We start from the raw sequence: 26,327 nt of genomic DNA on the forward strand, positions 1-26,327 counted from the left end.
CAGCCGTTACTATTCAGCCTACAGCCTCCCCTTAAAATCCATGTAGCCGAAGCTCCTTATCTGCTCGCATTCGCCGTCCTCCCTCTCCCATACGATGGAGGGAAGGGGCATTCCGTTAAAGGTATTGTTTTTTACCATAGTATAAATGGCCATATCCTCAAAGGTCAGACGGTCGCCGACCGCTAACGGTTTGTCGAAGGAATAGATTCCTATCACATCTCCCGCCAGGCAGGTCGGCCCCGCCAGCGTATATGCAAATGCCTTCTCACCCTCCTGTCCGGAAGCTCTAAGGGGCGGGCGGTACGGCATTTCAAGGACATCAGGCATATGACAGGCTGCAGAAGAATCCAGAATTGCAATCGTTTCCCCATGCAACATATCTTCCACCTCAGTCAGCAGGTGTCCCGCATCCAAAGCAACCGCCTCTCCAGGCTCCAGATAGACCGTAACCCCGTAGGTGTCCGACACATAGCGGATGCAGTTTTCCAGAAGCTCTATGTTATAGCCCTCCCGCGTGATATGATGTCCGCCGCCGAAATTGATCCATTTCATCCCATATAGCCATGAACCGAATTGCTCCTCTACCGCCTTTAACGTCACTGCAAGAGCATCCGCATTCTGCTCGCACAGCGTATGGAAATGAATGCCCTCCACCCATTCAGGAAGTCTGTCGGGGAACTCCTTTGCCAGAACTCCCAAACGTGAACCGGGAGCACAAGGATCGTATATTCCGTGTGCCTCCTGGGTAGAGCATTCCGGATTCACCCGGATTCCTACGCTTTTTCCTGCCTTTGCCGCCCTTTCACCGTATTTCTCAAGCTGGGAAAAGGAGTTAAATACGATATGCCCGCAGTAAGACAATATTTCCTCCATATCCTCTTCCTTGTATGCCGCAGAAAAAATATGGTTTTCCTTTCCCATCTCCTCCGCGCCCAACCGTGCCTCATATAAGCCGCTTGCCGCCGTTCCGTCCAGATACTTACCGAGCAAAGGATAACAGGAATACATGGAAAAAGCTTTCTGCGCTAATAATATTTTACAGCCCGTCCGCTGTCTGACGCCCTGCAATATCTCCAGATTCTTTTTCAAGGCGCTTTCCATCACGATGTAACAAGGCGTTTTCAATTCTTCTCTCTTCATAACCACTCCATTAATTCCAAGTGTACTGTCTCTATTCTACCATAACGGGATTCTCGCTCACCTGCCACGGAAGGCCGAATTCATTCAATGCTTCCATGAACGGGTCGGGATCGAATTCTTCAATGTTATATACCCCGGCTTTATCCCATGTCTTCGTCATCAGCATCGCCGCCCCAATCATTGCCGGAACACCGGTAGTATAAGCAACTGCCTGTGAGCCTACTTCTTTATAGCATTCCTCGTGGTCGCATACGTTGTAAATGTAGATAGTTTTTTCCTTTCCATCTTTCTTGCCCGTAAAAATGCAGCCGATGTTCGTCTTACCTTTTGTACGGGGACCAAGGGAGGCAGGGTCGGGAAGAACCGCTTTTAAAAACTGCAATGGAACAATTTCTTTTCCCTCATATATAATCGGCTCTATGGAGGTCATACCTACGTTCTCAAGACACTTCAAATGGGTTAAATAGCTTTGTCCGAAAGTCATGAAGAAACGGATTCTCTTGATTCCCGGCATATTGAGGGCAAGGGATTCCAACTCCTCATGATGAAGCAGATACATATCCTTCTCTCCCACCTCGGGGAAATTATAAACCCGCTTGATTTCCATCGGCTCCGTTTCTACCCACTTCCCGTCTTCCCAATAAGAGCCCTTCGCGGACACTTCGCGGATATTGATTTCAGGATTGAAATTGGTGGCAAAGGGATAACCGTGATCGCCGCCGTTGCAGTCCAGAATATCTATATAATTAATCTCGTCGAAATAGTGTTTTAAGGCATAAGCGGAGAACACTCCCGTCACTCCGGGGTCGAAGCCGCTTCCGAGAAGGGCGGTGATTCCAGCCTTCTCAAAGCGTTCTCTGTAAGCCCACTGCCACTTATACTCAAACTTCGCCGTATCCTCCGGCTCATAATTAGCCGTATCCACATAATTTGTTTTTGTCGCAAGACACGCATCCATAATGGTGAGGTCCTGATAAGGAAGAGCAAGATTCAGCACCACATCAGGTTTCTCCTTTTCAATGAGAGCGATCAGCTCCCGGGTGTTATCCGCATCTACCTGTGCTGTACTAATCTTTGCCTTCGTCATCCCTTCCAATTTCTTCTTCATTGCCTCGCACTTCGATACCGTACGGCTGGCAATACAGATTTCCGTAAAAACGCCGCTGTTTTGACAACATTTGTGGATCGCCACCCCGGCCACGCCTCCGCAGCCAATAATCAATACTTTTCCCATGATATCATCTCCTTTTATTTTATAATCGCTCAGGAAAGCGCCAGCAGCAGCTCGCGTACTATCTTTCCTGCCGTCGCCGTAGACACTCCGCTGGCGTCATACGTGGGACTTAACTCATTCACATCACAGCCTACGATATAACAGCCCTTCGCAGTTTTCAACATCGCCTTCAGAAGCTCAAGGAAGCTTACGCCTCCCGCCTCGGGCGTTCCCGTTCCCGGAAATACGCAAGGGTCTAAGACATCCAAGTCTATGGTTAAATAAACCGGCTTTCCTCTAAGCTTTGTTACCGTCTCTGTGAGATTATCGAAATCGAACCTCCGCATCGTCACATGTCCCTCTTTCGCCCACTCGAATTCCTCTCTGTCACCGGAGCGGATTCCGAATTGATAGATTCTCCCGTCTCCTAACAGTTCCCAGCTCCTTCTTAACACACAGGCATGGGAGAGCTTTACTCCCAGATAATCCTTCCGCAGATCCGCATGAGCGTCAAAATGCACGATATGCAGATCGGGGTATTCACGGACAGCCGCACGCACGCTTCCAAGTGTTACCAGATGCTCGCCGCCTATCATAAAGGGAATCTTTCCGTCCTTTATAATCGTCTCCGTGCGTTCCTCGATAGCTGCCAGAACTCGCTCCGTATCCCCAATGGGCAGCTCCAGGTCCCCGCTGTCGAACACCTTGCAATCCTGCAGATCCTTGTTCTGATAAGGGCTGTAGGTCTCCAGTCCATAAGATTCGTTTCGAATCGCCTGAGGACCGAAGCGGGTCCCCGGCCGATAGGAGGTGGTGGAATCAAAGGGGGCTCCGAACAGTACAATTCTTGCTTCCTCATATTCCGCCTCACAGCCGATATAATTTACAATATTTTTATTCAACATCCTTCACCAACTCCTCCACATATGCCGGAAGTGCAAACATTCCCTGATGCAGCCTCGGCAGATAATATCTCGTAGGTATCCCTTTTAACGTCCAGGTCACTCCGTCCAGATCATTCAGCGGATGGTACTGCTTTGAAGCAAAACCGAACAGCCAATGTCCTGAAGGGTAGGACGGTATATGCGCCTGATAAATTTTGCTGATGGGAAAGGATTCTATGATCCGTTTGTGCATCCGCTGGCATTGAAAGGCCTCTTCTTTGTAAAAGGGACTTTCATGCTGGTTGATCATCACTCCGTCGCTATGCAGCGCATTGTAGCAATTCCCATAGAATTCCTTCGTAAAAAGTCCCTCGCCCGGTCCGAAGGGATTAGGCGAATCTATAATTATCAGGTCATATACATCCGATTTCGAGCGAACGAACCGCAGACCGTCCTCGTTGAAAATACTTACCCTCGGGTCGTTCATGCTGCAAGCCATCTGAGGGAAAAATTTGCGGCACACCTCGATCAAAAGAGGATCCGCCTCCACTACATCGATTTGCTGCAGAGCATCGTATTTCACCAGCTCCCTTACGATACCTCCATCGCCGCCGCCGATGACCAGCACCTTTTCCACATGGGGATGTACCGCCATGGGAACGTGTGTTATCATCTCATGATAGATGAACTCATCTTTTTCTGTCAGCATAAGGTCGCCGTCCGCCACCAGAATCCTCCCGAACTCCTTGGATTCCAGAACATCGATTCTCTGGAATTCGCTTTGTGCGCTGAAAAGCTGCTGTTCCACTCGAATCGACAGTTTCACATTATCCGTATGCTCATCCGAAAACCACATTTCCATAATAATAACCACGCCTTTCTCACACACTTTTCAATACGTTCAAATATTCAATGTCCGCATCCTCAGGGCCTGTCATAGAACAGCCTTTTTCCTTTGCATACAGTATATATTCTATAATTCCCTTGGTAATCATTTCTCCCGGAGCCAGAATCGGAATTCCCGGAGGATAGCACATCACGAACTCGCTGCACACTCTGCCCTCCGTGTCTTCGAGAAGGATAGATTCCTTTTGTGCATAAAAGGATTCCTGCGGTGTAGTTACCACATAGGGATCCATATATTCCTGCGTGAGCATTCCCGCCTTATCCTTCTGATAGCACCGTTTTACCTCCGCCAAAGCACTTACCAGACGCTCCACCTCCTGTCTGCGGTCTCCGATGGAAAGATAGGCAAGAATATTTCCGATATCTCCGAATTCAATCTGAATGTCGTACTCATCTCTTAGTATATCGTATACCTCAATACCGGCCAGGCCTATTTCCAGCGTATGGACAGACAGTTTCGTGCTGTCGAAATCATAGATGCTATTTCCGTTTATCAACTCTCTGGAAAACGCATAGTATCCGCCAATCGCATTGATTTCCCCTCTGGCGTAGTCCGCAAGCTCTATGACCTTGGCGAAAGATTCCCGTCCCCTAAGGGCCAGGTTGCGTCTCGATATGTCCAGGCTCGAAAGCAGCAGATAAGAACCGCTGGTTGTCTGCGTCAGGTTAATAATCTGACGCACATGGCCCTCGTTCATATCGGATCCGATCAAAAGCAAAGAGCTTTGTGTCAGGCTTCCTCCCGACTTATGCATGCTCACCGAGGACATATCCGCACCGGCATCCATGGCTGAAACCGGCATGTTCTCACCGAAATACAGATGAGTTCCGTGCGCCTCGTCCGCGAGCACTTTCATTCCGTGGTCATGGGCAAGCCTCACGATAGTCCGAAGATCCGAACATATCCCGTAATAGGTGGGATTGTTCACTAACACTGCCACAGCATCCGGGTGGCTTTTGATCGCTTGTTCCACTTGAGATACCTTCATGCCTAGAGAAATTCCCAGATTCTTATCCACATCGGGATTCACATAGACAGGTTTGGCACCGCAGAGCACCAGCGCGTTGATCACACTTCTATGTACATTTCTCGGCAGGATTATTTTATCTCCTTTTTTGCAGCAGGAAAGAACCATTGCCTGCACTGCTGAGGTGGTTCCTCCCACCATAAGAAACGCGTGGCTCGCATGGAATGCCTCTGCTGCCAGCTCCTCTGCTTCCCTGATAACAGAAACCGGATGACAAAGATTGTCCAGCGGCTTCATGGAATTCACATCTATGCCCACACACTTCTCTCCCAATAGCTCCACCAGCTCAGGGTTCCCTCTCCCGTGTTTGTGTCCCGGGACATCAAAGGGCACTATTCTCATTCTTCGAAAACGCTTCAGCGCTTCATAAATTGGAGCCTCCTCCTGCGACAGTCTCCTTGCGGCGCTGATTTCATCAGCCACAGATGATTTTTCCATAATAATTTCCTCTCTCTTCACTTTCAGCCAATGCATTCCCTTTAAAGCATGCACAGCCCTCTGGGAGGGCCTTTATCTTATAGGACGTACTTTTTTATAAGATAAAAAAGGTAGGAATGCATATACATCATTCCTACCTTGCGTTTTTCTGTTCGCTATCAAAGTCTTCCGTCCCGCCATCCTTTTCTTTAAAGTTCTTCACCTAAACCGCCAAACCGCCCGTTCTGCCGGAGGGTCATGGTAACTTCTTTCAATCGGGATAACCGAATTCGACGCATTTGAGGGTGCTCAGTCTAACAGGGTTCACTACCCCTATTCCTATGCCCGCTCTTTGACAAACCGCATCGCAATTCGTTTGTTAAGGACAGAAAAATCATTTTATTATTCAGCACTACAGATATTCAGGTTCTCGAGTCTATATAGCAAATATTTCACTTTTAATACTCTTATTGACCGTTTCACAAGTTGATGTGTCGTATACACACTGGTTAAATGGTTATAAGTAACCAACTTATAAAATTTGAGCTCCTAACTCAATCAATAATGCAGCCTTAGCTGCCATAAATATTTGCATGGAAACTCCAACCTTACATATATCTGCATTCCATACGCGTTTTATTATACTTTTAGTTTTTCATAATTGCAAGCATTTTTTTCAGAGCGCTTAAATAGGCCTTACTCGAAGAGTTTTTCATTAAATAAAGCATTCATTCACCAGACCCTGAGATAAGCTTTCGTAGAAATCCGCTATATGCCTGCCGTCTATCAGGGCATGATGAGCCAGTACACTTACCGGAAGCATAAGCCTGCCTTCCTCCTCCAATCCCCCGCTTGCAAGTACCTTTTCCTGATTCCCGGAAGTTTCTTCCACGAACCGCTCGAAGCTAAGGGTCGGGTCGGCCTCGCAGTAAGCATAGGTACCATCTGCTTTCATTACCGTATGGGAAGTCCTGCAGAACTCATATTCCACGATACCATCCCCGTCAATGCGCTGACGGAATTCTTTTACTTAATTCGCCGCATTTCCCGCTGCATAAGGCAGATATAGAAAAGAAGAATGCCCTCTCTCCCTGGCCTTGCCTACAGCCTGCGTAATATCCACATTAGACGTCAAACCCACGTATGGATAGCCCATGGCAAGAAAAAAATCAAAATGTGCTTTTCTCGGATATGTCTTCATATCCACCTTTTGTATATACATAGCTTTCTCCTGCCAGAAATTCATTTTCACGGCTGCTCTTCCCTGACATAGATACGGATAGAATCGCTCATCCGCTTTTACAGCATCAGACGGTAAATAGCTGCAACATCTTTCTCCTCCAGCTTGGCAAAGCCTCCGATAACACCATTCCGGCCATCACCATGGCAGGCAGTATGAGCCATTTTCTCTATGTCCTCTTCCTTGGCTCCAAGTCCTGCAAAATCAGAGGGCATTCCTATGGAGGTCCAGAATCGTCTAAGCGCTGCGATTCCAGCCTTCGCCGTATTTTCCGGATTCATAAAATCCATTTCGCAGCCCCATACACGAACTGCGAGCTGGGCAAAACGGTTTATGTCGTGTTTCATATTATACTGCATCCATGCCGGAAATACCACTGCCAATCCCGCTCCATGCGCACAGTCATAAATTGCAGAAAGCTCATGCTCGATGTCGTGGCTCGCCCAGTCCTGTACTCTTCCTACTCCGCAGGAATTATTGTGAGCCATCATTCCTGCCCACATGATGTTAGCCTGCGCCTGATAATTGCCTGGGTCTTCTATTACACGGGGCGCTTCCTTGATTACGGTCAGAAGCAGGCCCTCTATCATCCTATCGGTTACTTCGACCTCAGTGGTGGTGGTGAAATAACGCTCAAATAAGTGTGCCATTATATCCGTAATTCCACAAGCAATCTGAAAGGGCGGAAGAGTCTGTGTCAGAGCAGGGTTTAAAATAGAAAATGCCGGACGGAAAGCCTCTCCCGTAGCGCCGCGCTTATACATTCCATCCTCGTTGGTAATAACGGAATCCGGCGACCCTTCACTTCCTGCTGCGGATATCGTGAGTATGGTTCCTATAGGAAGCGCCTTTGTCACTAACTTCCCTTGGTAGAAATCCCAGAAATCTCCTTCATAGACAGCACCGGCAGCTATGGCCTTGGAAGAATCGATGGTGCTCCCGCCGCCTATCGCAAGGACGAAGTCCACGTTTTCTTTCCTGCACAGCTCAATGCCTTCATAAACAAGACCGCTTCTGGGATTCGGCTTAACGCCGTCCAGTTCCACGAATTCTATTCCATCTGTCTCCAGGGAAAGCTTTACTCTGTCCAGAAGGCCGGAGCAGATTACGGAACCGCCGCCGTAGTGAATCAGGACCTTTTTACCGCCGAAGCGTTTTATATAGTGTCCCGTTCTCGTTTCTTCCTCTTTGCCGAAAACAAAATAGGTGGGACTGTAGAATTTAAAATTTTCCATTGGGTTCTCCTTCCATTGGTGGGTACGCCTTTGCTTTTTACTTCTGCATTATCGAATGCTTCGTCTATTTTGCGGCGGACTTCATAATGATGTCCAGGCAAACGTCTCCCGCAGGAGTAGCGATACAGCAGGTGGTATAACCGTCTCTGCTCTCCGCTCTGCGTGATACCGGCGGCAATATATCACATTTCACGTCTTTCTGGGCAAACATAGTGAGTACGTTGCCGCTGATTATGTTCGCTATTTCGGAAATAGCTGAGATTACGAACTCATCCACAGTATCCATTTCCAGTCCGCTCATGATATTTACCATACCGAGAGAGGTGGTTCGCGGGAAACGATAAATGACCTCTCCCTCCATTTCTCCTATAATCCCGATGGAAATATCCAAACCGTCCTCATCCACATGTTTCTCCGGAGAAAGCTCATCGATGTCAGTGATGTCCAGCATTAGCTGGAACACATTGCGGGTGGCCTCCAAAAAGGGTCTGTAAAGATTATCTGTCATCTTCTGACACCCCCTTTTTTATTGCGTAATCGGCAATCCGCTGATCCTGCGCTGCAACATGGTTGATCAGCCAGGAAAGGAGCTTTCCACCGAACTGCTGCATCAACTGCTCGTTATAACCGCTTTTCTCATATTCTTCGGTAACCTTCACCACATAATTTACCATATCATCATGTATTTTCTTATGCTCTTCATAACCGGGGTATCCTATTTTCTTCTGATATTCCTCCTCATCACGGAAGTGCTCCACTACATAACCATTCATGAATTCCAGCGTTTCGTTGACCTTTTTTACCTTTTCTTCCCAAGTAACGGAAGAGCGCAGCGTCTGCACAAATGCGTCGACACGACGAAACAGCTCTTTATGCTGCTCATCGATTATCTGAACGCCCAGCTCATACTTATCTTTCCAGATCATAGTATCTCGTCCTTTCTTATCCTGAAATTGTAATGTATCCATTCTTGCTATTATTTGTCATAAGCCAGCAAATTTTTCATACATGCCGTATCCCCGATACTGACTAAAATTATACTCCATGCAGGTTATTAATTCAAATCATTTTTGTGACTTTTGTACCATTTCCAGCATTAATTATTAAGGATAACCTCCGGCTTTTTTGTGAGCGAATATAATGTGGCAGTAGCGTATTCAAAATAAAGCACCTGGGTGTTTCCGTCATCCACCGCATACATACTTCTCAGGGAAGGGTAGGCCTCCAGCATGGATTCCTTGGCTTCCGCCCTGTCGTCCTCCACGAGGATACCTTCCAATCGGATCCATTCTCCGTCCTTCATTGCGCAGATTTCAGCTTTTGGATTAACAGCAAGCTGCTTTGACACCTTCTTTATTTTCCCAGTCTGAATATATAGCTTTCCTCCTGAACCTATGGTTTTCCTATATGATATCCTATTCTTCATCCAAAATAATCTTATTCACTGCATTGATAAATGCCAGCGCACTCGCCTCCATTACATCCTGCTCAATCGCTTTTCCCTGATATAATTTGTCGTTGTGTTTAATCTGAACAGTGACCTTTCCAAGACTTCCTTTCCCCCGGCTCAGATTATTAATTCTGTACTCAATTAATTCTACGGGCTCCTGTACCGCTTCCATGATGCAGCTGTAAAGCGCGTCGATTACTCCCGAACCGCTGCTGCTTGTTACCACCTGCTTATCTCCGCGGATCAGCTTGACCGTAGCCGCAGGCAGCGTACTGGTGGCGGTCATTTGATATTCTTCCAACTGCCACAGTTCCTTATCGAAAACGGATTTTACATTAGGACAGTTCTTAAACAGCGCCAGTATATCATTATCATAAACTTCCTTTTTCCTGTCGGCTAATTGCAAGAACTTTTCGAAGACCTCCGGAACATGCATTTCCGGTATTTCGAACCCTAACCTCTTTGTTACATATAAAAAGGCGTGTTTGCCGGATCTCGCCGTCAATACCAGTTCCATAGGAGGCGCTCCTACTGTCTCGGGGTCCATGATTTCATATACATCTTTGGATTTCAGCAAGCCGTCCTGATGGATACCCGACGAATGGGCAAAGGCATTTTCTCCCGTAATCGCTTTATTGACCTGAACATCCAATCCCATCGTGGCGCTGACCATGCGGGAGGTTTCATAGATTTTTGCCGTATCAATACTGGTGTAGCCTCCGTAATAGTCCTCGTGCAGCTTGATTCCCATAACCACCTCCTCCAAGGAGGTATTTCCCGCACGCTCTCCAATTCCGTTCACGGTACATTCCACCTTATCCGCTCCGTTTTTCACAGCAGCTAAAGTATTCGCGGTAGCCAGTCCGGTATCGTTGTGGCAGTGGACGCTCAAAAGCACGTTGGGTTCCAGGTTCTTCAGCCTGTCATTGATTCGGTATATCAAATTGCCGAACTGCTCGGGTACGGCGTAGCCCACGGTATCCGGAATATTGATGATGGTGGCCCCCGCCTTTACGACCGCCTCTATTGTTCTCCACATATATTCGAAATCCGACCGGCTGGCATCTTCCAAGGAATACTGTACCTTAGGAAGAAACTGCCTGGCATATTTCACAGAAGAGGCTCCTATCTCTATGATCTGCTCGGGTGTTTTCTGCAGCTTCTTGGATACATGTACTTTAGAGGAGCCTAATACGATATGAATCAAGGGGTCCTGCGCCTTACGGATACTCTGGTATATGGCGTCTATGTCCGATTCCACAGCTCTGCCTAAGGCTGCAATACATACCTCCCGACCTATCTTCTCGCTGATCGCTTTTACCGCTTCAAAATCTCCCTGGGAAGAGGAGGGAAAGCCCACTTCCATCATATCTACTTTCATCTTGGCAATCTGTGCCGCTACATCTAATTTTTCCTCCAGATTCAGTTTCGCGCCGGGAACCTGTTCTCCGTCTCTAAGTGTTGTGTCAAATACGTAAATTTTTCTTTTCATAACTGCATCTCCTTTTTTGTGGTATTTAAATAGCTCCCTTCATCTCCTGCCGATGTCAAGAGACGAAAAGGGAGCTTTCCGCGGTACCACTCTAATTCATACAATTATGTATGCACTTTCGATACTTCTTACCTTAAATGTTCTAAATTGCTATTGCAGAACAAAAAGAGCTTTTTCCTATGAAATAAAAAAACTCCCGTCTCGCTAAGAGACAGAAGTTATATTATCTGCGGACCACTCTATTCCGGGCAATTTCAATACAAGTACAATAAGACTAATATCTATCCCCTGTAACGGTGGGCATCCGGCACGACCTACTTGATTTCAGCCTGCAACTCGAAGGCGAGTTCACCATTCTCTAACTCCTGCTTCACACCGCCCAGCAGGTCTCTGAAAATCATCAAACAGCTACTATTCCTTTTCAATGTCTTTTTCTTTATATTAATTCGTATTATATGCAATGGATTTCAATTTGTCAACGGATTTTTATCTATAAAAACATTAGGATTTCTCCCTCAATGTGACACCTTTCGGGACGCAGGCATATAATATAACTAGAAAAACATACAACCCAGAGGTTTATATGAACAATACAAGTGCAGCAGACAGCAGGGGCACTATTACTCAGCGCGGCAATATTATGCGTGTGGAGAACGCCCTGGTCGAAGAAGTAGTTACCAACAGCAGAACATCTGGCTTTATCGTGATTTCCTATGGAGTGCGGGGACAGGGTAATATGATTCAAATCGAGCTCCTCCGGTTAAATGTAGGGCGGGATACCGTTATTATAAATCAGTTCGGCGAACGTACTTGCCTTTGCGAAATCAGGAAGGGGATGTTTATAGACGCCGAATTCTCGGCTGTTATGACGAGAAGTATTCCTCCTCAGTCAAATGCATTCCGCATTGTTGTACGGCAGAAAGAGACTTCCACCAGCGTCACTACAGACCGGGTAGTCAAAGTAGACGTAAATAACGGTTTTCTCATTACTGGAAATCCCGCTAATCCGGCACGTCAGATGCGATTTGTCATCTCCAACGCAACCGTAATTCTTGATCAGCGCGGCAGGTCAATCCGCTTAGGCTCTATCAGGCCCGGGCAAATGGTAAAAGTGGAGCATGCCAACTTCCAGACTCCCAGTATACCGCCTCAGACTACCGCTTTTCGCATTCAGCTTTTGTAACTTTAAGCACAGGCTGCGACACTAAATAATTTAGTGCGCAGCCCGCTTATTAAAAGTATTTATCTTTTATCTTTTCCGAGGTTCTTACCGCTAAAGCCTGTGTGGTAAGGGTCGGATTGGGGCCTCCCAGAGAATTGTAAAGCACGCTGTTGTCGGCTATGAACAGCCTCTTTACCTGCCTCGCCTCACAATCGGTATCCGTGACGATTCCCATACGCATGGTAGATTGAATATGTATATATAGATTAGCCGGCCAGTTGGAACGAAGAATCGTTCTTGCGCCGGCTTTTTTCAAAATATTTGCAGATATGGTCGCAAGCCTGTCGCGTTTTATCCTGTCCTTATCGCTGGGATAATAGACTATTTTAGGTATGTATCCATACGCATCTCTGACTTTGTAGTCCAAGCTTACACCGTTTCTCTGATTCACTTCATCGTCCGTGAATATGAGTAAACTCAGTGTTCTCTTATAGTCCATCATTATTTCCTTTAACCGGGCACCGACTACCGCTCCTTCCATATCCCAAAGCTCACCGGGGCTCACCTCATTCCATTCAGCAAAGCCTTTGTCGCTCATGCCGTAAAAGACAGAAGAATACAAACCGGGGCTAAAACCCATGGTCTGTATGACGCCCAGACCCGGATAATCGAATCTCGCCGCCCCATTTTGTCCTACGAAAGGACTTATGTCAGGACTTCCCAATACCTCCATCAGCACTTCCCTGTCGAATATCCCCGTAACGCTGTCCATCCAGTGATTTACCAATCCTCTTCCGACCCACGCATTTTGGGGAAGTCCGGAATTCAGCCAAAGGCGCGGTGTCTCAATGGAGCCGCCTGCCATAACTACCACATCCGCGCGCTGTTCGAACACCTCTCCGGTCCACGTGTCCTTATATATTACGCCTACCGCGCGAAGTACATTCTCGCTGTCCGGCTCCGTTAATATCTGCGTTACAAAAGCATTTGGCCTGACCTGTACGTTTCCGGAATAAAGTGCCCACGGAATATAGCTTGCAAAGGTGGATCTTTTAGCCACTGCCTGCACCTTCGGCCCTATATGGCAACCGTTTATGCAGTGCCCTCTGAACGTACAGCCGTATTCTCCATCCCTTTCCATATCGTAATCCGGTATATTGGCCTCTTCACTGCGAAGCAGGATGGCATTTGGCTGCGGACGGTAGCCCGGGCGCGTAATATCCTTTCCCGTCAGCTCATTCCAGTTCGCCTGCTTCGCCCCATAGTAGAACAAGTTCTCCTTGGCGGTAGGCCTGCTGTCGATTACAGGAAGTGCCTCCTCGACTTTCTCGTAATAAGGGATGAGCTCGTTATAGGGTATAGGCCAGATATTGTTTACTGCCACCGGATATGCCCGCGGGCAGTTTGCAGTATAAATCAGTGTTGTTCCGCCCACTCCCGCGCTCTGCCATACGGTTCCCCCGTTTGCTACACTTCTGGTCCATGGACCTATACTTCTATCGGCAGGCCCCCAACGAAATTTACCGCTTACTAAATCGTTCATATCATTTTCCAAGTCGGTAAAATTTTCTTTCAACAGCGGAAGGTTTAAATCTTCTATGGAAGAACTGCTCTCTCCGCCATGCTCGGCATTGGGCCTGGGCCATTTCTCATTTCCATACCACGGACCGGCTTCCAGAACCAGAACTCTAATTCCTTTTTCTCCCAGTTCCTTCGCTGCTACAGCGCCTCCTCCTCCCGCACCAATTACAATAACATCCACATCATACTCCATACTTTACACCAGAATTTATTATCCTTTCTATGAAAAAATGTTAATCTCTGTCCACGCCCGGATAGGATACCTGCTGCCATGAAAAGGGCATGAATTCAAATATTCTCTGATTAGGCTCATCCAAACGGGTGGAACCATATCCAAACCACTCGGAATAATATCCCATCATCGTCATTTTCACCAGCAAATCGACCACGTATTTATTTGTGAACATCGGACTGTTATAAGAGGAGAGTTCCTGCTGCTTTAAGATATTCAGCGCCGCCAGCCTATCGCTGGGCACCAGTGCGGCAAAGTTTATCGTTCCGCCTCCCATAATATCCATAGAGAATTCATTGCCTCCACTTATCACAAGCTCCCTTGCCGCCATATCAAGGGTCTTTACTGTTGATTTCAGCAATGCCACGTTTCCCAGCTCGTACAGGGACAGAACAAGATATTCATAAGTAAGCGCATCAACCGCTCCGGGATATTGTATCTCACCATATTCTGCCGCAAGTCTCGGAGTCCATGGAACAATCGCTTCTACAAAAGCCATACAAGTATCTAAAAAATGAGGCATGGAAAAATCGTCGATTAAATCGTCGATTCCATTTACTGTGTTATACAGCATTATAAGGCCTCCGTCATATATCTATTCAATTTAAAATATATGATTTATTTGCCTGGATATTCGCCATATATTAATAAAAAGGAGCTGCGCAAGGCTTATAACACTTTGCAGCTCCTTCATTCATAATATGAACTATTAATTCTATTTATTTAATACCATAAGGTTTTTTAACGAGACATCCAAAATAGGGGCAGAATGAGTCAATGCCCCGCAGGATATATAATCGACACCGATTTGAATCAGTTCGCCGATGCTCTGCGCCGTAACATTTCCAGAACATTCCGTTTCCGCCCTGCCGTCAATTATTTTTACGGCCTGTTTCATCATTTCCAAGCTCATATTATCCAGCATAATGATGTCGGCCCCGGCTTCCAGCGCTTCATCTACCATTTCCAGATTCTCTGCTTCTATTTCTATCTTTCGCACGAAGGGCGCGTACTCTCGTGCCATTTCTATTGCTTTCCTCACTCCTCCGGCCGCCGCTATATGATTGTCCTTCAGCAAAATACCATCGGAAAGATTAAAACGGTGATTGTATCCGCCTCCTGCCTTGACCGCATATTTTTCAAATATTCTCATGTTAGGAGTAGTCTTTCTCGTATCCAGCAGCTTGATTCCGCTTCCGCTTAGCATGTCTGCTATGGAACGGGTATAGGTAGCGATTCCGCTCATGCGCTGCAGATAATTAAGCGCTGTCCGCTCTCCCGAAAGAAGTGCCCTCACATCTGCATATAAGTCGGCGAGCAAGTCTCCTTTTTTTACCCGGTCTCCGTCCTTAACATATGCTTCTAATCTTGCTGAAGTATCCAAAAGCTCGAATACCCGTAAAAAGACGTCCATACCTGCTATGACACCATCCTGCTTGCATAAAAGCTGGACCTTTCCCTCCTTTTTCTCCCGAATGACCGAATTAGTTGATACGTCCTCACTGGATATATCCTCTCGCAGCGATTGTAATATAAGATTATCCGCATTTAATTTGAATGTGATTTCGTTGTTCATTTTTATTCTCCCTTTCTATCTCCTCTAAAATCATTTTTTTATTTCTTTCTTTAAGGCGCTCATAATCGGCGTATACCGTAAGGTCTACCGTTTCTATGGAGTAGTTCATCTTTTGAAATGTGGCAGAAATATGCTCTGCCGCTTCTTTGGCAAAAACCAGGCTTTCTAACAGCGAGTTGCTGGCAAGACGGTTCTTTCCGTGTACGCCGTTGCAGCTCGTCTCCCCCACGGCATACAGATGCTCCATGGAGGTTCTGCTTTCAAGGTCTGCGGCAATTCCTCCCATAAAATAATGCTGAGCCGGAACGACAGGAATACTGTCCTTAGTAATATCGATTCCCTCTTCCATACAACGGGCATAAATATTAGGAAATCTATCCTTAACAGCCTTACTGCCCAGATGTGTCACGGACAGCCATACATGTCTGCTTCCATCTAATTTCATCTGACGGAGGATTTTCTGGGTCAGTAAATCTCTAGGCAGAAGCTCGTCCACGAAGCGCTTCCTGCCTGCATTCAGTAAATAAGCCCCCTCTCCTCTTACTGATTCAGAAATCAGGAAACGTCTCCCCGGTTTTTCAGAATAGAGTGTAGTTGGATGGATTTGTATATAATCGATATTTTTTAATGAAATGTTGTGCCTCAGCGCTGCCGCCAGCGCATCTCCAGTCAAATGGGGATAATTTGTGGAAGCTTCATATAAACCTCCGATTCCTCCGGTAGCCAGTACCGTATAATCAGAGGAAAGCTGCACGAGTCTGCCGTCCTTTGTACGGACGACAATACCGAGGCAGCAGTTTTTATAGGATACCAGATCTATCATTTCCACATATTCCATAATAGTGATATTCTTTTTCTCAACGGCCTGCGCCAGAAGCTTTTCCGTAATCTCCCGCCCGGTCACATCTTTATGATATAAAATTCTTGGGGCAGAATGTGCGCCTTCCTTCGTATAAAGGAGGGCCCCGTCCTTTTGCTCGAATTCAACCCCGTAGGAAACCAGATCGCCTATAATTTCCGGCGACTTCCTTATCATCTGTCGCACCGCAGCCCGGTCGTTCTCGAAATGTCCGGCTTTCAGCGTATCCGTAAAAAAACTGTTATAATCCGCTTCCGATTTCAGCGTGCAGATGCCTCCCTGGGCCAAATAGGAGTCGCTCATTTTCAGGGAGCTTTTGGTAATCAGCAAAATTTCCTTGTTTTCAGGCAGGTTAAGCGCACAGCATAGTCCCGCTGCCCCCGTTCCTACTATAATAATATCCGTCTTAGTCTTCATTTCCAATCACCTTATTTCGACATAACCATCATTTTTTCCAAAGCCTTATTGGCATTACCCATCATTTCTTCGTCCAGTGTAACGAGATTGTCCGCATTCTCTAACTGTTCTAAGACTTGTTCCACCGTTATGCGTTTCATGTGCGGACAGAACTGCCTATGTCCTACCGAATAGAACGTTTTATCCGGGTTCTTCGCTTCCAGTTCGTGCAGTATTCCCATTTCGGTGCATATGATAAAGACCTTCGCATTGCTTTTCCCCGCATAATCGATGATTCCTGAGGTACTTCCGATATAATCTGCTATTTCCAGCACATCCTGTGTACATTCCGGATGGGCAAGAATTAATGCTTCCGGGTAAAGCTCTTTGGCCTTTTGAATATTTTCTTTTTTGATACTTGTATGTACATGGCAGAATCCATCTCCCAATATAAAACATTTCTCGGGAATCATGCCCGCGATATATCTGCCCAGATTGGCGTCCGGGATAAAATAAATGTTTTTGTTCGGAAGCTTCTTTACTACCTTGAGTGCATTGGCCGATGTGACGCATACGTCTGAATGGGCTTTGATTTCGGCTGTGGAATTGACATAGCAGACTACCGCTACATCCTCATATTTTTCTCTTACCGCCCTTATCTCATCGATATCCGCCATGTGCGCCATAGGACAGTCCGCAGTGCTGTCCGGCATAAGGATCGTCTTCTCAGGGCTTAACAGCTTGGCGCTCTCACCCATGAAGGTCACTCCGCAGAATAAAATGGTCTTCTGGGGTATTTCCGTCGCTGTTTTGCTAAGGAAATAGGAATCTCCAACGCAGTCGGCAAGAATCTGAATCCGGCTGTCGGTATAGTAATGCGCTAATATCGCTATGTCCTTTTCCTTTTTTAGCTGTTCTATCCTCTTTATAATTGTGTCCATCTCTTGTTCCTCTCTGAATTATGCTGGTGCTTATTTTATCACATGTAATGTCATATGACAAGACACCTATATTTAACATTTATTTCTCGGGGAGGGGAATAGATTGCCACTACTTAATTGCAGACGCAAGCGGAAGATCTGTGATTGTTGAATATTATGACGGTGCGATGCAAACTGTTGAAACGAAAGAAGATTTCCAGATCGCATCTGATTTTATTGCTTACAACGACCTTAAGATTGGGGAAGGAGCTACAGAGTTTGAGCGTTATGATGCTGTAATGGCAGCGATCGAAGGCAACGGAAATCGACTGAGCAACACGCAGGCGCTTTCGCTATTGGCCGAAGTGGGCGGCCGAGCCGGAAATACTGACAGATTGCAGTGGTCCGCCCTTTACAACTTAACCACGGGAGAGACAAAATTATTTGCCCATAGAAACACTGAAAACATTATCAGCTCAAGATTGATTTTATCTAAATAAACCTATAGCCCGGCAATTTGTTCCTTTCCGCATTTTGGCCTTTACCTATTTACCTATATTCGATATAATCCAGAAATCTCTTAACCGCCATCGATGCGCTTTTTTTATCTTTAAGCGCCACTCCTATTTTACGATAAGCGGGTACTTCCATTTCCTTTGCCACAATGCGGTAAGGTATGCGGCGCAAGATAAGCTCAGGTAAGATGCTGATGCCCAGACCGCTTTCCACCATGGACATAATGGCATAGTCGTCCCATGTGGTAAAATGAATCTCGGGAGATATCCCGCACCGTTTGAATATCTCTGCGGCTTCTGAATTCTCATCTTTTCCAAGAAGCAGAAATGGAGAATCCGCAAGCGCCTTGACGGGAAAATATTCGCAATCCGCCATGGAATGCTCCTCAGGCAAAACTACGAGAAGTTTATCCTGCTCCAAAAAAATTGTTTCCAGCTCGGGAATTGTGGGAAGCCTCAGAAATCCACAATCCACGCGCCCTTCCAATATCCAGCTCTCTATCTCGGTATAATCTCCTAAAAGGAGTTCATATTCGATGTTAGGATAATCCTTTTGAAATTCTTTAATGACGTTGGGAAGCCAGTGAGTTGCCACACTTGAAAATGTGCCTATTCGAATGAGTCCCGACTGAAGTCCATTCAGCTCATCCACCTGGATCTGCAGCTTTTGATATTCTCTGCATACATTTTTTGCATATGGCAGAAGCTTCATGCCGTCGGAAGTCAGCCGCACGCCGGAGCGCCCACGCTCCAAAAGTGATATTCCCCATTCTTTTTCCAAATCATTAATCATCCGGCTGATGCCCGACTGTGAATAGTTCAGCAGTTTCGCGGCCTTTGTAAAGCTCCCATATTCCACAGTGGAGATAAACGCCATATATTTTTGAATATTCATGTCCATTCTCATTCACTCTTTCTGCTGCAGTTCACGTAATTGTCCTTATTACCCTCTAATCGCTCAGTTTTATATATTTGTTACACATATTACTCCTCTATCTGTTTTTGTAATGCTATGTATGATAAACATGCGCTTTTGTAATTTATAAGTTTATGATACATTATGCTCATAGCGTTTTCAAGAGAAAGGAATAAAATATAAAAATCCGGAGACTTACTCGAAAGGAAGAACCCCATGGGATTATATCAAAATAGAATTGTTGTAAAAGTCGGCACCTCCACACTCACAAACGACATCGGTCAAAACGATCTACGCTCTTTCGACCGCCTCGCATGGGCTTTATCTGACGTCCAGAATATGGGATATGAGATTATACTCGTATCCTCCGGCGCCATCGCCGTAGGTGCCAATAAGCTGAAAATGAAAACACGCCCCACCAGCATGCGGCTTAAGCAGGCAGCCGCTGCAGTGGGGCAATGTAGCATTATGTTCCTATATGATAAATTTTTCAATGACTATGATAAAACTATCGCCCAAATCCTCCTCAATGCGGAGGATATGGAAATTGAGGAAAAGAAAGAGAATCTCACCAACACCTTCGATTCCCTGCTGGAAATGGGTATTATCCCCATTGTAAACGAAAACGATTCCGTCAGCTATACGGAAATCGAGTCGGAAGACCGGCTGTTCGGCGACAATGATATGCTCTCCGCCGTTGTCGCCGTATTGTGTAAGGCCCGGAAGCTTGTGATCTTGTCCGATATCGACGGTTTCTATGACAGTGACCCTCGCCTCTATCCTAACGCAAAGCTCATAGATCACATCGATAAAATCGACGAAGAGGTGCAGTCCTTAGCCGGAGGCGCAGGCTCCCGCCGTGGCACGGGCGGTATGAAGACGAAGCTCCAGGCCGCGAAATTAGCCACCGCTCAAGGTATCGACACGATTATTACAAACGGGAAAAATCCTGCCGCTCTATATGATATTGTCAAAGGTGTAAGCGTAGGAACGCTTTTTTCCGGAAGATCTTTATAGCTATAATTATAAAGCAGTGTCATTTATTCATATCTCAGGGCTTCGATAGGGTCCATCTTAGCTGCTTTGTTCGCCGGATAATATCCGAAAAACACTCCAATACCTATAGAGAATAATAGCGATATGATGATGCTGCTTGCCGATATTGCTGCCTCCGAATCCATGAGCTGAGCTCCCAGGATTCCTCCCGCTATTCCCAGCGCAATGCCGATAATGCCGCCTATCATACAAATGATGATTGCCTCTACGATAAATTGCAGCCGGATAGAACCGTTGGTCGCACCCAGCGCCTTTCTCGTACCGATTTCTCTCGTGCGCTCGGTAATGGATACGAGCATGATGTTCATAACACCTATTCCGCCTACCACCAGAGCGATTCCGGCAATAACAGATATAGCAGTCGTTACCGTACCCATGATGTCGGACATGGCGCTTACCAGAGATGCCATACTCGTTGCCGACACTTCGAAATCACGGTTATTTCTATAATAGGTATTGAAGTAGCTTTCCGTCGTGCCTGCAAACTTATCCGAGTCCACTTCTGCCTGCGTTACTACCGTAAAGCTGGTATAACCTGCTTTATGATTTTTATCGAGAGCAGTCTTTAACGGAATGTATACGCTGGTGCTGATATCTTTTTCCGATGAGGTAGAAAAGGTGAAGGCAGACTCCTCATATTCGTATACTCCAACTACCGTATAGTTTTCATACGATTCATTTACATTCGTCTGAATAGTGCTTCCTATCGCCTTCTCCATATCCCCCTGGAACATGTTGTTCACTGCTTTCTCCGAGATGATCGCAACCTTGTCACCGCCATCCGTCTCTCTGTCGGAGAAAAAGCGTCCTGACAGAAGCGTTAAGTCATTAGCAACGAAATATCCCTGACTTGCCCCCATTACCGACACATTGGCATATAAATTTCCATCCTCGATCTGTCCGCTGCCGATAGTTTCCGATGCCGACAAGGCATATATCTCATTAGAATATGTTTCGCAATAGCCCTCTAACATATCTGCAGTGAAATAATCTTCCTCCTTGGGAGCTTTCTGTTGGTTACGTCCGCTGCCGAAGGTCATTCCGGTTTCCGTTTCCTCCTCTTCATTTTCTCTCTGCTGCAGGCCCACCGTTATATTGTTAGCTCCCATAGCGGACATGGAACCGGTGATGGAGGAAGTCAGAGAGTTACCAACGGTCATGATAGCGATAACGGAAGCGATACCAATGATAATTCCCAGCATGGTAAGGAGCGCCCGCATCTTATTCGCTTTTAAGCTGGACAGCGCCAGCCGCACATTTTCTATGATGAGCATGCTCTTCCACTTCCTTTCCTTTCTCCGATAATCGAGCCGTCCTTAAGCGTGATAATTTTCTCGGTTTCCTCCGCCAGCTCCGGGGAATGCGTAATCAGCACAATGGTCTTGCCCTGCTCTTCATGGAGTTGGTGAAACAAATCCATTACCATACGTCCCGTCTGGGAATCCAGTGCACCCGTGGGCTCATCTGCCAGAATGATGGCCGGATCGTTGCACATAGCCCTGGCGATGGCAACTCGCTGCTTTTGTCCGCCGGAAAGCTCCTCAGGCAAATGGTGCATTCTATCGCCCATCCCCACCATGTCCAGCAGTTCCTTCGCCCTTTCCACTCTCGCCTTTCTTCCCATACCTGCATAAAGCATGGGCATTTCTACATTTTTAATGGCGTTAGTCCTGGCGATCAGATTATAGGTCTGGAACACGAAGCCTATCTTGCGGTTTCTTATCTTGGATAAACTCTCGTCCCTGGCGGCTATGACGTTAACGTCATCCAGCACATAGGAGCCCTCCGTAGGACGATCGAGAATACCGATAATATTCATCAGTGTAGATTTCCCTGAGCCGGAAGCTCCTACAATGGAGACAAACTCTCCCTCCCGCACTGTCATCGAGATTCCGTTCAATATCTGCAGTTCGTTAGGCTGTCCGACATAAAACCGCTTAATGATATCGTTAAGTTCTATGATTGGTCTTTTCTCCATCCGTTAAAAACCTCCCATAGGTCCCCGCATGGACATGATGCTTTCCAAATCGGTGCTGCTCTGGGCCGCTTTTACAACTACCTGCATTCCTTCGGTCAGCTCGCCGCTTTCCACTTCCACATAATAATCGCTTTCAATTCCAGTATTTATATAAACGATTTCGGTATTGGATGTATTCTTTTCTCCCGTTTCATCCTGTACATTCGTATCTGTGGCCGCTTCCGCAGGCTTTGCTTCGTCGTTAATCACTTCCACATATTTATTGCCTTCATCGTCGGTCTGTACCGCATCATAAGGCACTGTCATGATATTATCCTTGCTTTCCAGAATGATGCTGAGTTTTGCCGTCATATCCAGCCGAAGATCGTCGTTAGGAGTATCCACCGAAACCTTGATGGTATAGGTAACATCCGTTCCCGTAGTTTCCGTAGCTCTGGGCGCGATGTCGATGACAGATCCTTCCAGCTGGGCATCGCCCGTACCGTTCGTCTTGATAACGACCTTCTGTCCCAGTTCGATGCTACTGATGTCGTATTCGTCAATTTCCGCAGACACCTCATATGCGCTGGTATCCTCTATCGTCAGTATAGATTCCCCCTTATAGATGTCCCCTGCTTCCACATTGACCGCCGTCACAACTCCTGAAAAAGGAGCTTTTACGACGCAATCTTCGAGCTGCGTTTCGTATTGCTTCACCTGCTGCTTGTCGGTTAAAGATGCCGTAGATGCAGACAGCTTGTCGGTCCTTAGCCCGTCCTCCTTGGCAGCAACCGTACTCGAGTTGTTTCTTGCCAAGTCCTCTTGGTTCCTTACCTGAGTATTATAAGCATCCAACTTACTGTCTACCGTACTCTGAGCCGTGTCTACCGCTTTTTCATAAGTGGACTCACTGCTTTGGGCTGTGGAATATTTCGTCTGCCAGCTTGCTAAATCCGAACTGCTTGCACTATAGGTCTCACTTGCCGAGCTGTATTGCTGTTGTAATGAGATCAATCCAACGATTGCCTGCGTTATCGCATCCGTAGCCGCCGTATCTCCATCCGTCACGAAATCGGAACCGCTTAGACTTACGAGATTGCTGTTCTCAATGGACAACGCGCTGAAATCATATGCCCCGTATGTACTTCTCAGTCCTTCTACCGTAGAACCGAATTGCGAAGCGGCAGATTCCATGCTGCCTTTTGCAGCTTCCGCATTCGACTGCCTAAGTTCCATCTCACCCTTTTTCTCTACTGTGGTCTGCTTTGCATTGTCATAATCATCCTCCGCCTCTTCCAGATCCGTCAGAGCCTCCAGATAATCGTTCCAGGCATCCGCAACATCCTGATTTGCGCGCTCCGCATCGATATCCCTCGCAGCCTGCGCTTCCGAAAGACTTCGCTGGGAGGAGGAAACTGAAATGCCGGACTTGCTGCTGCTTGCGTTCAAAGAAGTCTTCGCATCCGCCAGACTGTCTTCAATATCCGAGGAATCGAACTCGAGCAAAACGTCACCCTCCTGAACCGTGTCTCCAACCTCTATGTTCACATCTTTTACTTCCACTCCTGTCAGGTTTACGATAATGCTCTTGCTTTCGTTACTTACTACTTTTCCGGTTGCAGAAATCGAACTCACGAGAGAACGTTTTTCCACTAACGCCGTTTCTTGTTTATTCATGGCTGCCTGCACAGCTTCCATCTGCTTATTAAGCTGCGCCCTGACTGCCAATACACCTATTACTATCACGATAAGAATGCAGAGCAGTATCAACAATTTCTTGTGCTTTTTCATAAACTCTTTTACCTTTACCATCTTTAGAACTCTACTCCTTCCAAACTCCTCTGATTTTTCAAATGCCTTTTGACACTATACACGAAATGAATAAACCGAAAATAAACTATATTGACATATAATAGAAATTTTACTTTGTTTATATAGAGTTTATTTTTTATGGTAGAATAGATAACACAAGGGATGAACCAAGAAATATTCACTGTGCAAAAAAGAGGAGGATTTTTCATGTTCCACATTATGGTCGTAGAAGATGATAAGCATACGTCAAAGCTGATGTGCGCCGTATTGACACACGCCGGTTACGAGGTGTTCTGTGCTGATAACGGTCTGTCCGCCCTAGAGTTGATGGACAAGCAGCATATAGACTTAATCGTCTTGGATATAATGATGCCGAAAATGGATGGATATGAATTCACCAGGCAGCTTCGGGAGGCAGGGGACATGGTTCCCATTCTCATGCTGACCGCCAAGCAGCTTCCTGATGATAAGGTCAAAGGCTTTATCGTAGGCACGGACGATTATATGGTCAAGCCCGCCAACGAGGAGGAAATGCTCCTTCGTATCAAAGCTCTGCTTCGCCGGGCCAAAATCGTAAGCGAGCACAAACTGACTATAGGCAAGATTTCTCTGGATTACGATTCCTTTACCGTTACGAGAGAAGGAGAGTCACAGACGCTCCCTCAAAAAGAATTCTATCTGCTTTATAAGCTGTTATCTTATCCCGACAAGATTTTCACACGTATTCAGTTGATGGATGAAATATGGGGAATGGATTCGGAGACGACAGATGCAACGGTAAATGTGCACATTAACCGTCTGAGGAAAAAATTTGAGCACTATCCTGAATTTGAAATTGTTTCTATAAGAGGGATTGGCTATAAGGTGGTGAAAAAATGTGAGTAAAGTTGCAGAAAAAATCTATAGAATAAAAAAAGCGCCTCTCGCCCTGCGCTTTACCGTAATGGTCTTTGTCATCATGGTCTTTTCTATGGTAATCGTCTTTTTTATCGCGATGTTTCTCATTCGCCTGGGACTTTACCATTTTCGCTCCGCTATGATGCCTTTTCTTCTGCTGGCTCTGCCTTCCATCTTTGTCGGCACCATATTATCCGTTATTTTCAGCCGCATATTTCTTTCTCCTTTCCGCAAAATGATTGTAGCTACCGATAAGCTCGCGGCAGGAGACTTTTCGGTGCGGCTTGATTTAGGCGAAGATAGTCCGGAGCTGATGAAGCTGAGTGAAAGCTTTAACCATATGGCGGCGGAGCTCGGCAATATCGAAATGCTCCGGGCCGATTTCGTGAACAATTTTTCTCATGAGTTCAAAACTCCTATCGTTTCCATGAGAGGCTTTGCGAAGATGCTGAAGTACGAGAACCTGTCACAGGAAGAGCGCAACGAATATCTGGATATCATTATCTCGGAATCCGACCGGCTCTCGGACCTCGCTACCAATGTGCTCAATTTGTCCAAAATCGAAAATCAGACCATTCTATCGGATCAAGCTACCTATAACGTGAGTGAGCAGATACGCAGGGTAGTGGCTCTTCTGGAAAATAAATGGAACGCCAGGCACATGGAAATTTATTTGGAGTGTGAGGAAATTAACATTTATGCCTGTGCTGAGCTTCTCTGGCAGGTATGGCTGAATTTACTGGACAACTCCATTAAATTTTCTCCGGAATATTCCGTCATAGAAATATCGGTGAAGCAGGATGCTGCAGAGACCGTATTTCGCTTCGCGGATCAGGGCTGCGGAATCGAGGAAAAATCCGTTGCCCGTATCTTCGACAAATTCTATCAGAGCGATATGTCCCATACCACGCAGGGAAACGGCCTGGGGCTTACACTGGTGAAGAAAATCCTAAGCCTTCACCGGGGTTCTATCTCTGTGGCCTCTACCGGCAGCAGCGGTACCACCTTCGAGATACGGCTTCCTAGATGAGAAAGACTTTCTCCAGAGCCTCTGCTTTTCCCGGAACAAAAAATAAATCCTTTCCGTTATTGCATTCATAGATAAAATCGTGCAGGGACTTGCTCTTATAAGAAGAAAAGTCCCCTATTATTGCAAGCTTAACTCCATAATTGACATATTTCTGCACGATTTCCCCCGCAAGGCGGGTACTTAAGTCGAAGAATTCCTCCGTTATGTTCGCCTTATCCAGCAAAAAGATATCACAATCAACCTCGTACCTGACTGTGGACATTAAATCGAGCGCCGACTGGGTATCAGTAATGACGGGTTCCCCTGAGTGAATATAAACAGCAGTTTTCCCATCTTCACTTATCTTTTCCAGCCCTATTTCTCCTACTTGTATAAATTCTGTCTGCATTATGCCGACCTCCGTTTCTTTGCAA

The 26,327-nt window shown here is 46.3% G+C and carries 27 protein-coding genes and 1 other annotated feature; of the genes, 5 read left to right on the plus strand and 22 right to left on the minus strand.

From position 1 onward, the window contains the following. Positions 1 to 18 precede the first annotated feature (18 nt). The 12 genes from nspC to V6984_RS19750 all read right to left on the minus strand — a co-directional run bounded on the left by nspC (position 19) and on the right by V6984_RS19750 (position 11,005). Positions 19 to 1,140, minus strand: coding sequence for a carboxynorspermidine decarboxylase (nspC, locus tag V6984_RS19695; protein ID WP_342757301.1), 1,122 nt, complete (start codon positions 1,138 to 1,140; stop codon positions 19 to 21). A gap of 31 nt (positions 1,141 to 1,171) precedes the next feature. After that, entirely contained in the window at positions 1,172 to 2,374 is a 1,203-nt protein-coding gene (locus V6984_RS19700) for a saccharopine dehydrogenase family protein (protein ID WP_342757302.1), read from the minus strand. A gap of 29 nt (positions 2,375 to 2,403) precedes the next feature. Then, complete coding sequence (gene speB / locus V6984_RS19705) at positions 2,404 to 3,258, minus strand: agmatinase (RefSeq protein ID WP_342757303.1); 855 nt, start codon at positions 3,256 to 3,258, stop codon at positions 2,404 to 2,406. Further along, entirely contained in the window at positions 3,248 to 4,099 is an 852-nt protein-coding gene (speE, locus tag V6984_RS19710; RefSeq protein WP_342757304.1) for a polyamine aminopropyltransferase, read from the minus strand. Before speE ends, speB begins: the two co-directional genes overlap by 11 nt. Positions 4,100 to 4,118: 19 nt before the next feature. Beyond that, a complete protein-coding gene (locus V6984_RS19715) occupies positions 4,119 to 5,609 on the minus strand; it encodes an aminotransferase class I/II-fold pyridoxal phosphate-dependent enzyme (RefSeq protein ID WP_342757305.1) in 1,491 nt (496 codons plus the stop codon). Between the two features lie 694 nt (positions 5,610 to 6,303). After that, positions 6,304 to 6,579 carry a hypothetical protein gene (locus tag V6984_RS19720; protein WP_342757306.1) on the minus strand — a complete coding sequence of 92 codons (276 nt, stop codon included), beginning with the start codon at positions 6,577 to 6,579 and terminating at the stop codon, positions 6,304 to 6,306. Positions 6,580 to 6,618: 39 nt separating this feature from the next. Then, a complete protein-coding gene (locus V6984_RS19725; protein WP_342757307.1) occupies positions 6,619 to 6,810 on the minus strand; it encodes a hypothetical protein in 192 nt (63 codons plus the stop codon). A gap of 77 nt (positions 6,811 to 6,887) precedes the next feature. Continuing rightward, on the minus strand, positions 6,888 to 8,063 hold the full coding sequence (locus V6984_RS19730) for an iron-containing alcohol dehydrogenase (RefSeq protein WP_342757308.1): 1,176 nt from the start codon (positions 8,061 to 8,063) through the stop codon (positions 6,888 to 6,890). Between the two features lie 64 nt (positions 8,064 to 8,127). Further along, a complete protein-coding gene (locus tag V6984_RS19735; RefSeq protein WP_342757309.1) occupies positions 8,128 to 8,571 on the minus strand; it encodes a chemotaxis protein CheX in 444 nt (147 codons plus the stop codon). Beyond that, positions 8,561 to 9,031, minus strand: coding sequence for a hemerythrin family protein (locus V6984_RS19740; RefSeq protein WP_342757310.1), 471 nt, complete (start codon positions 9,029 to 9,031; stop codon positions 8,561 to 8,563). The genes V6984_RS19735 and V6984_RS19740 overlap by 11 nt, the downstream gene beginning before the upstream one ends. A 128-nt stretch (positions 9,032 to 9,159) precedes the next feature. After that, complete coding sequence (locus V6984_RS19745; RefSeq protein ID WP_342757311.1) at positions 9,160 to 9,489, minus strand: NimC/NimA family protein; 330 nt, start codon at positions 9,487 to 9,489, stop codon at positions 9,160 to 9,162. Next, positions 9,479 to 11,005, minus strand: a complete 1,527-nt coding sequence (locus tag V6984_RS19750; RefSeq protein WP_342757312.1) for a 2-isopropylmalate synthase — start codon at positions 11,003 to 11,005, stop codon at positions 9,479 to 9,481. The genes V6984_RS19745 and V6984_RS19750 overlap by 11 nt, the downstream gene beginning before the upstream one ends. A 55-nt stretch (positions 11,006 to 11,060) precedes the next feature. Beyond that, positions 11,061 to 11,439, minus strand: a binding site (T-box leader). A 149-nt stretch (positions 11,440 to 11,588) separates the two neighbouring features. Here V6984_RS19750 and V6984_RS19755 point away from each other — a divergent pair. Continuing rightward, positions 11,589 to 12,188, plus strand: coding sequence for a hypothetical protein (locus tag V6984_RS19755; protein ID WP_342757313.1), 600 nt, complete (start codon positions 11,589 to 11,591; stop codon positions 12,186 to 12,188). 49 nt (positions 12,189 to 12,237) lie between these two features. Here V6984_RS19755 and V6984_RS19760 read toward each other — a convergent pair whose 3' ends face one another. From V6984_RS19760 to nadA, 5 genes are all read right to left on the minus strand, one after another. Continuing rightward, the gene (locus tag V6984_RS19760) at positions 12,238 to 13,941 is read right to left on the minus strand and encodes a GMC family oxidoreductase N-terminal domain-containing protein (RefSeq protein WP_342757314.1); all 1,704 of its coding nucleotides are present in this window, start codon (positions 13,939 to 13,941) and stop codon (positions 12,238 to 12,240) included. 40 nt (positions 13,942 to 13,981) lie between these two features. Continuing rightward, positions 13,982 to 14,554: a hypothetical protein gene (locus tag V6984_RS19765; RefSeq protein ID WP_342757315.1), complete on the minus strand. Its 573-nt coding sequence runs from the start codon at positions 14,552 to 14,554 to the stop codon at positions 13,982 to 13,984. A 141-nt stretch (positions 14,555 to 14,695) separates the two neighbouring features. Next, positions 14,696 to 15,556 (minus strand): carboxylating nicotinate-nucleotide diphosphorylase, encoded by an 861-nt coding sequence (nadC, locus tag V6984_RS19770; RefSeq protein WP_342757316.1) that lies wholly within the window; start codon positions 15,554 to 15,556, stop codon positions 14,696 to 14,698. Then, entirely contained in the window at positions 15,519 to 16,832 is a 1,314-nt protein-coding gene (locus V6984_RS19775) for an L-aspartate oxidase (protein ID WP_342757317.1), read from the minus strand. Before V6984_RS19775 ends, nadC begins: the two co-directional genes overlap by 38 nt. A gap of 11 nt (positions 16,833 to 16,843) precedes the next feature. Continuing rightward, positions 16,844 to 17,752, minus strand: a complete 909-nt coding sequence (gene nadA, locus V6984_RS19780; RefSeq protein WP_342757318.1) for a quinolinate synthase NadA — start codon at positions 17,750 to 17,752, stop codon at positions 16,844 to 16,846. Positions 17,753 to 17,892: 140 nt separating this feature from the next. On the opposite strand from nadA, the gene V6984_RS19785 reads away from it, so the two are divergent. Continuing rightward, positions 17,893 to 18,231 (plus strand): hypothetical protein, encoded by a 339-nt coding sequence (locus tag V6984_RS19785; protein WP_342757319.1) that lies wholly within the window; start codon positions 17,893 to 17,895, stop codon positions 18,229 to 18,231. 49 nt (positions 18,232 to 18,280) lie between these two features. On the opposite strand, the gene V6984_RS19790 is transcribed toward V6984_RS19785, so the two are convergent. After that, positions 18,281 to 19,147 (minus strand): LysR family transcriptional regulator, encoded by an 867-nt coding sequence (locus tag V6984_RS19790; protein WP_342757320.1) that lies wholly within the window; start codon positions 19,145 to 19,147, stop codon positions 18,281 to 18,283. 231 nt (positions 19,148 to 19,378) lie between these two features. On the opposite strand from V6984_RS19790, the gene proB reads away from it, so the two are divergent. Further along, the gene (proB, locus tag V6984_RS19795; RefSeq protein WP_342757321.1) at positions 19,379 to 20,179 is read left to right on the plus strand and encodes a glutamate 5-kinase; all 801 of its coding nucleotides are present in this window, start codon (positions 19,379 to 19,381) and stop codon (positions 20,177 to 20,179) included. 23 nt (positions 20,180 to 20,202) lie between these two features. Here proB and V6984_RS19800 read toward each other — a convergent pair whose 3' ends face one another. From V6984_RS19800 to V6984_RS19810, 3 genes are read right to left on the minus strand one after another with little or no spacing between them, the layout of a single operon-like run. Further along, entirely contained in the window at positions 20,203 to 21,492 is a 1,290-nt protein-coding gene (locus V6984_RS19800) for an ABC transporter permease (protein WP_342757322.1), read from the minus strand. Next, a complete protein-coding gene (locus V6984_RS19805; protein WP_342757323.1) occupies positions 21,480 to 22,196 on the minus strand; it encodes an ABC transporter ATP-binding protein in 717 nt (238 codons plus the stop codon). The genes V6984_RS19800 and V6984_RS19805 overlap by 13 nt, the downstream gene beginning before the upstream one ends. A 3-nt stretch (positions 22,197 to 22,199) precedes the next feature. Then, positions 22,200 to 23,987 carry an efflux RND transporter periplasmic adaptor subunit gene (locus V6984_RS19810; RefSeq protein WP_342757324.1) on the minus strand — a complete coding sequence of 596 codons (1,788 nt, stop codon included), beginning with the start codon at positions 23,985 to 23,987 and terminating at the stop codon, positions 22,200 to 22,202. A 207-nt stretch (positions 23,988 to 24,194) separates the two neighbouring features. On the opposite strand from V6984_RS19810, the gene V6984_RS19815 reads away from it, so the two are divergent. Both V6984_RS19815 and V6984_RS19820 read left to right on the plus strand, forming a co-directional pair. Continuing rightward, positions 24,195 to 24,872, plus strand: coding sequence for a response regulator transcription factor (locus V6984_RS19815; RefSeq protein WP_342757325.1), 678 nt, complete (start codon positions 24,195 to 24,197; stop codon positions 24,870 to 24,872). Beyond that, complete coding sequence (locus V6984_RS19820; RefSeq protein ID WP_342757326.1) at positions 24,865 to 25,914, plus strand: HAMP domain-containing sensor histidine kinase; 1,050 nt, start codon at positions 24,865 to 24,867, stop codon at positions 25,912 to 25,914. Before V6984_RS19815 ends, V6984_RS19820 begins: the two co-directional genes overlap by 8 nt. Here V6984_RS19820 and V6984_RS19825 read toward each other — a convergent pair. Further along, positions 25,907 to 26,302, minus strand: a complete 396-nt coding sequence (locus V6984_RS19825; protein WP_342757327.1) for a DUF4180 domain-containing protein — start codon at positions 26,300 to 26,302, stop codon at positions 25,907 to 25,909. The two genes, V6984_RS19820 and V6984_RS19825, sit on opposite strands and share 8 nt — an antisense overlap. Between the last annotated feature and the right edge of the window lie 25 nt (positions 26,303 to 26,327).

The sequence above is a fragment of the Kineothrix sp. IPX-CK genome (assembly GCF_039134705.1).
Lineage (GTDB): Bacteria > Bacillota > Clostridia > Lachnospirales > Lachnospiraceae > Kineothrix > Kineothrix sedimenti.

Coding starts and splice junctions, on each gene's coding strand:
- nspC (WP_342757301.1), bottom strand. CDS start 1,140: ATGAAGAGAGAAGAATTGAAAACGCCTTGTTACATCGTGATGGAAAGC.
- V6984_RS19700 (WP_342757302.1), bottom strand. CDS start 2,374: ATGGGAAAAGTATTGATTATTGGCTGCGGAGGCGTGGCCGGGGTGGCG.
- speB (WP_342757303.1), bottom strand. CDS start 3,258: ATGTTGAATAAAAATATTGTAAATTATATCGGCTGTGAGGCGGAATAT.
- speE (WP_342757304.1), bottom strand. CDS start 4,099: ATGGAAATGTGGTTTTCGGATGAGCATACGGATAATGTGAAACTGTCG.
- V6984_RS19715 (WP_342757305.1), bottom strand. CDS start 5,609: ATGGAAAAATCATCTGTGGCTGATGAAATCAGCGCCGCAAGGAGACTG.
- V6984_RS19725 (WP_342757307.1), bottom strand. CDS start 6,810: ATGTATATACAAAAGGTGGATATGAAGACATATCCGAGAAAAGCACAT.
- V6984_RS19730 (WP_342757308.1), bottom strand. CDS start 8,063: ATGGAAAATTTTAAATTCTACAGTCCCACCTATTTTGTTTTCGGCAAA.
- V6984_RS19735 (WP_342757309.1), bottom strand. CDS start 8,571: ATGACAGATAATCTTTACAGACCCTTTTTGGAGGCCACCCGCAATGTG.
- V6984_RS19740 (WP_342757310.1), bottom strand. CDS start 9,031: ATGGATACATTACAATTTCAGGATAAGAAAGGACGAGATACTATGATC.
- V6984_RS19745 (WP_342757311.1), bottom strand. CDS start 9,489: ATGAAGAATAGGATATCATATAGGAAAACCATAGGTTCAGGAGGAAAG.
- V6984_RS19750 (WP_342757312.1), bottom strand. CDS start 11,005: ATGAAAAGAAAAATTTACGTATTTGACACAACACTTAGAGACGGAGAA.
- V6984_RS19755 (WP_342757313.1), top strand. CDS start 11,589: ATGAACAATACAAGTGCAGCAGACAGCAGGGGCACTATTACTCAGCGC.
- V6984_RS19760 (WP_342757314.1), bottom strand. CDS start 13,941: ATGGAGTATGATGTGGATGTTATTGTAATTGGTGCGGGAGGAGGAGGC.
- V6984_RS19765 (WP_342757315.1), bottom strand. CDS start 14,554: ATGCTGTATAACACAGTAAATGGAATCGACGATTTAATCGACGATTTT.
- nadC (WP_342757316.1), bottom strand. CDS start 15,556: ATGAACAACGAAATCACATTCAAATTAAATGCGGATAATCTTATATTA.
- V6984_RS19775 (WP_342757317.1), bottom strand. CDS start 16,832: ATGAAGACTAAGACGGATATTATTATAGTAGGAACGGGGGCAGCGGGA.
- nadA (WP_342757318.1), bottom strand. CDS start 17,752: ATGGACACAATTATAAAGAGGATAGAACAGCTAAAAAAGGAAAAGGAC.
- V6984_RS19790 (WP_342757320.1), bottom strand. CDS start 19,147: ATGGACATGAATATTCAAAAATATATGGCGTTTATCTCCACTGTGGAA.
- proB (WP_342757321.1), top strand. CDS start 19,379: ATGGGATTATATCAAAATAGAATTGTTGTAAAAGTCGGCACCTCCACA.
- V6984_RS19800 (WP_342757322.1), bottom strand. CDS start 21,492: ATGCTCATCATAGAAAATGTGCGGCTGGCGCTGTCCAGCTTAAAAGCG.
- V6984_RS19805 (WP_342757323.1), bottom strand. CDS start 22,196: ATGGAGAAAAGACCAATCATAGAACTTAACGATATCATTAAGCGGTTT.
- V6984_RS19810 (WP_342757324.1), bottom strand. CDS start 23,987: ATGGTAAAGGTAAAAGAGTTTATGAAAAAGCACAAGAAATTGTTGATA.
- V6984_RS19815 (WP_342757325.1), top strand. CDS start 24,195: ATGTTCCACATTATGGTCGTAGAAGATGATAAGCATACGTCAAAGCTG.
- V6984_RS19825 (WP_342757327.1), bottom strand. CDS start 26,302: ATGCAGACAGAATTTATACAAGTAGGAGAAATAGGGCTGGAAAAGATA.